General features: G+C 45.2%; 5 protein-coding genes. 3 read left to right on the forward strand and 2 right to left on the reverse strand.

Going from position 1 to position 3,693, the window contains the following annotated elements:
- The first annotated feature begins 179 nt into the window (after positions 1 to 179).
- The 3 genes from AB4653_RS21070 to AB4653_RS21080 all read left to right on the forward strand — a co-directional run bounded on the left by AB4653_RS21070 (position 180) and on the right by AB4653_RS21080 (position 2,609).
- On the forward strand, positions 180 to 1,502 hold the full coding sequence (locus tag AB4653_RS21070; protein WP_009847222.1) for an AarF/ABC1/UbiB kinase family protein: 1,323 nt from the start codon (positions 180 to 182) through the stop codon (positions 1,500 to 1,502).
- Between the two features lie 97 nt (positions 1,503 to 1,599).
- Complete coding sequence (locus tag AB4653_RS21075) at positions 1,600 to 2,145, forward strand: glutathione peroxidase (RefSeq protein WP_009847223.1); 546 nt, start codon at positions 1,600 to 1,602, stop codon at positions 2,143 to 2,145.
- Positions 2,142 to 2,609 carry a DUF3429 domain-containing protein gene (locus tag AB4653_RS21080; RefSeq protein WP_009847224.1) on the forward strand — a complete coding sequence of 156 codons (468 nt, stop codon included), beginning with the start codon at positions 2,142 to 2,144 and terminating at the stop codon, positions 2,607 to 2,609. The genes AB4653_RS21075 and AB4653_RS21080 overlap by 4 nt, the downstream gene beginning before the upstream one ends.
- A 113-nt stretch (positions 2,610 to 2,722) precedes the next feature.
- On the opposite strand, the gene AB4653_RS21085 is transcribed toward AB4653_RS21080, so the two are convergent.
- The gene (locus AB4653_RS21085) at positions 2,723 to 3,337 is read right to left on the reverse strand and encodes a LysE family translocator (RefSeq protein WP_009847225.1); all 615 of its coding nucleotides are present in this window, start codon (positions 3,335 to 3,337) and stop codon (positions 2,723 to 2,725) included.
- Positions 3,338 to 3,434: 97 nt separating this feature from the next.
- On the reverse strand, positions 3,435 to 3,693 hold a 259-nt coding region (locus AB4653_RS21090), incomplete at its 5' end, for a hypothetical protein (RefSeq protein ID WP_372105252.1).

Consider the following 3,693-nt stretch of genomic DNA (forward strand, 5'->3'; position numbering starts at 1 on the left):
TCAAAAATAGCGCAGGGAAAAAGCTGGAGAACAAGGCGGCTCTTTTCGACAAGAAGTTTCGATAAGTAGTTATTCTACAATCAAAAAATCTAACGACGTTATCGAGATTTTTAACAAGCTAGGGTGAACAGTTATTTACTACGATTGGTATCAATCTTGATAACTAAGTGAGAACCTTTATGTCGGCAAAAGAAAGAAATCTACCTACCCATCGTATTTCAAGATTCAGTAAGTTCGCCTCGCTGGCAACAAGGGTCGCGGGTAATGTGCTGACGGAAGGCACCAAGCAACTCGCACAGGGCAATAGGCCGACAGCAAAAGACTTACTGCTAACGCCACAAAACATTGCTCGGCTCACCGATCAACTCGCACACCTGCGCGGTGCAGCAATGAAACTGGGGCAGATGCTATCAATGGATGCAGGCGATGTCTTAGAACCTGAATTAGCCGATATTCTTTCTCGCCTACGTTCAGACGCTGACCCACTGCCAGCCAAACAGCTCAGCCAAGTGTTGGAAAATTCACTCGGAATCAACTGGAAGGTGGAGTTTATCTCCTTCAACTTTAAGCCCATCGCCAGTGCGTCCATCGGTCAGGTTCACCAAGCGTATAGCGACTCTGGAGACAAACTTGCCATAAAAGTCCAATACCCAGGCATTCGAAAAAGCATCGACAGTGATGTGGATAACGTTGGTACATTGCTCAATATTGTTGGGTTGATACCCAAGTCAGTCGATTACAAAGGCTTGTTAGAAGAGGCAAAAAAACAACTACATGATGAAGCCGACTATGCTCGCGAGGCCGACTATGCGACTCGTTATCAAAATGCATTAAAAGAGCACTCTCACTTCGTCGTGCCTAAGATTCATGCGCAAATCTCATCAGAATCGGTGCTCGCCATGGACTTCATTGAGGGCATCTCGATAGAGCAAATTGAAGGTTATGATCAAAGTACTCGAGATTTTGTGATGCACAGCTTGCTCGAACTCATGTTCAGGGAATTGTTCGATTTTAGGATGGTGCAGACCGACCCCAACTTCGCCAATTACTTGTATGTAGAACAAACACGACAGATTGGCTTATTGGATTTCGGTGCCACCCGTGAATACAGCGACCGCTTCAGTGATGGCTATCGTTTGGCCTTTACTTCTGTTGTTAATAAAGACGAATCAGGGCTCAATCAAGCACTCGAACAGATTGGATTCTTTAGCGAAGTCATACTGCCCGATCAGCGCCAAGCCATTCTTAACTTAGTGACTATGGCGTGTGAGCCCATGCTTGTCGACGAAGATTACAACTTCAAAGCCAGTGGTTTAGCACAAAGGCTTCGTGAAGCGGGAACCATACTCAGCATGGAGCAAGAGTATTGGCATACGCCACCAGCAGACGCTCTATTCCTCCACCGAAAGATTGGAGGCATGTACCTACTGGCATCTCGCCTTGGAGCAAGGGTGAACATAAGTCGTTTGGTCGCTCCATATCTCATCAGCGATGACACTTGATTAGTTCTTAAATAGTGACGGTTAATGATTAGCAAAGTGATCATTTCAAGTCGCTGAACAGTAATAACAGTTACGCCAACTAAAATGAGTCAGACTTATGAAACATTCACTGCTGTGCTCCACCGCCCTAATCGCAAGCCTAACAAGTTCATTCGCATTTTCAGCAAGCTGCCCTGAGATACTCAACGGCAAACAAAGGCTGCTAAATTCAAACGAAGAAATTGAGCTGTGTGAAGAGTTCCAAGGTAAGACTTTATTAATCGTGAATACGGCAAGCCAATGCGGTTTCACGCCTCAGTTCGAGCAACTAGAGCAGCTTCACCAAACGTATAAAGATGAAGGGTTCACGGTTGTTGGTTTCCCAAGTAATGATTTTCGCCAAGACAGAGGAAGCGAGAAGCAATCCGCAAAAATCTGCTACCTAGATTATGGCGTCACCTTTCCAATGATGGCGCGCGCGTCACTCTCTGGGCCAAACGCAAATCCAGTCTTTGCCGAAATCCAACAACAAGCCGGTATCAAACCGAAATGGAATTTCTACAAGTTCTTGGTCAGCAAAGAAGGCAAAGTGATAGCAACCTTCCCGAGTTCTACATCGCCAACCAGTAGCACCCTCAAAAATGCAATAGAGCAGCAGTTATGAGGTTAGATTACATGGAGACAACTCAAACACGCAACACCATGGCCAAGCTCGGTTATATGGGTTTAATCCCCTTTTTATTCGGCCTACTGTTATCACTCACCGACAGGCAATTCTTTAGCTTGAGCGGCGAAACACTCTTCATCACCTACAGCGTGGTTATCTTGAGCTTTTTGTCGGGCATCTTGTGGGGCAATGGGATAGAGAACTTCGAAAGCCAATCCAGCAACAAGGCTCTGATTCTTAGCAATGTTATTGTGTTGGCAGCGTGGCTAGCGGTGCTACTCGGTGAGCAACAAGAGTTCCTCACCACTCTGATTCTGATCTTAGGCTACATTGCGGTTTGGCGAGCGGAAAGGTCAATGAGAGAAGAGAATCAAAGTGAAGGCCCCGACGGCTACTTTGATATGCGAACCCGACTGACCTCTAGTGTCGTATTAATGCACGGTATCGTGATGTTGACCTAGGCGTGCGTACGCCCATATTTAAACCGGCATCAAGATGCGGGCTCTAGATAGGCACTCTCTTCTTTAATGGCACCAAAACCATCGACAAATACAACTCACAAACCAGTCAATTCCTACTGACGACTCACCAATAAATTCGCACCAGACAAGGCAAGAAACACAGAACATGCTTTATTGAAACGCTTGGCCATCTGAGGTTTTGAAAACCAATGTCGTAGATATAAGCCAAAGGCTGCATAGATAGAAATTGCGAGCATTTCTAATACAAGAAACGTACTTCCCAAAACAAAGAATTGAGTATTTACGTTCGCAGAAACATCGACAAATTGAGGAAGGAATGCAGTGAAAATGAGTATCGCTTTTGGATTGCCCGCAGCGAGTGCGAACTCTTGTTTAACAAGACCAAACCAGTTCTTATTTCGCTCGATATCCGCGACCGGGCTGGCTTGAGATCGCCATAGGTTAAACGCGATCCACAACAGATACATTGCACCAAATAATTTGATCAGGAAAAACAGCGTTTCAGAAGTATAAAGCACAACCGCTAAACCAGATGCAGCCAAAGCAATCATGCCGGAAAAAGCAAGGATTCTTCCTAGACCAGGGACAAAGGCGGCCTGAAATCCGTAACAACGGGCGTTGTTCATTGATAACAAATTGTTTGGGCCCGGTGTCATGTTGAGCGCGAAACAAGCGGGGATGAATAGCATTAACTTCCAGATTTCCATTTTTCGTCCTTGTTAAAAACTTCGTAAATATTTAATCAATGAACGAATGCAGAAAGCTCTGTATTTCAGCTTCACATGCCGCCATTTTAATTAATCATTACTCGACAATATAATGCTCTTCGTCTGGTTCAATCAAATTGTCTGCAATACCAATTTCGCCCGCGATGAAAATCGCACTCGCTATCGTTTCTAATGTTTTATTCGGCTCTCGATCCGGTACTTCGCCCACTTCAGGAACGGGCTGCGATCGCGAGATTGAATTACAAACGACACTTTCACAAACGATATTGTTTTGTTCCTGTCGAGAAACCTCAGGCGGCTTGAAACCCGATGAATTGAAGTCGGGAGTATCAACA

Origin of the sequence: Vibrio sp. 10N.222.48.A3 (assembly GCF_041475345.1) — a bacterium.
Taxonomy (GTDB): domain Bacteria; phylum Pseudomonadota; class Gammaproteobacteria; order Enterobacterales; family Vibrionaceae; genus Vibrio; species Vibrio tasmaniensis_A.

Bases quoted from the DNA above. Each gene is read 5' to 3' on its own strand.
- AB4653_RS21085 (WP_009847225.1), bottom strand. From the start codon at position 3,337: ATGGAAATCTGGAAGTTAATGCTATTCATCCCCGCTTGTTTCGCGCTC.
- AB4653_RS21075 (WP_009847223.1), top strand. From the start codon at position 1,600: ATGAAACATTCACTGCTGTGCTCCACCGCCCTAATCGCAAGCCTAACA.
- AB4653_RS21080 (WP_009847224.1), top strand. From the start codon at position 2,142: ATGAGGTTAGATTACATGGAGACAACTCAAACACGCAACACCATGGCC.
- AB4653_RS21070 (WP_009847222.1), top strand. From the start codon at position 180: ATGTCGGCAAAAGAAAGAAATCTACCTACCCATCGTATTTCAAGATTC.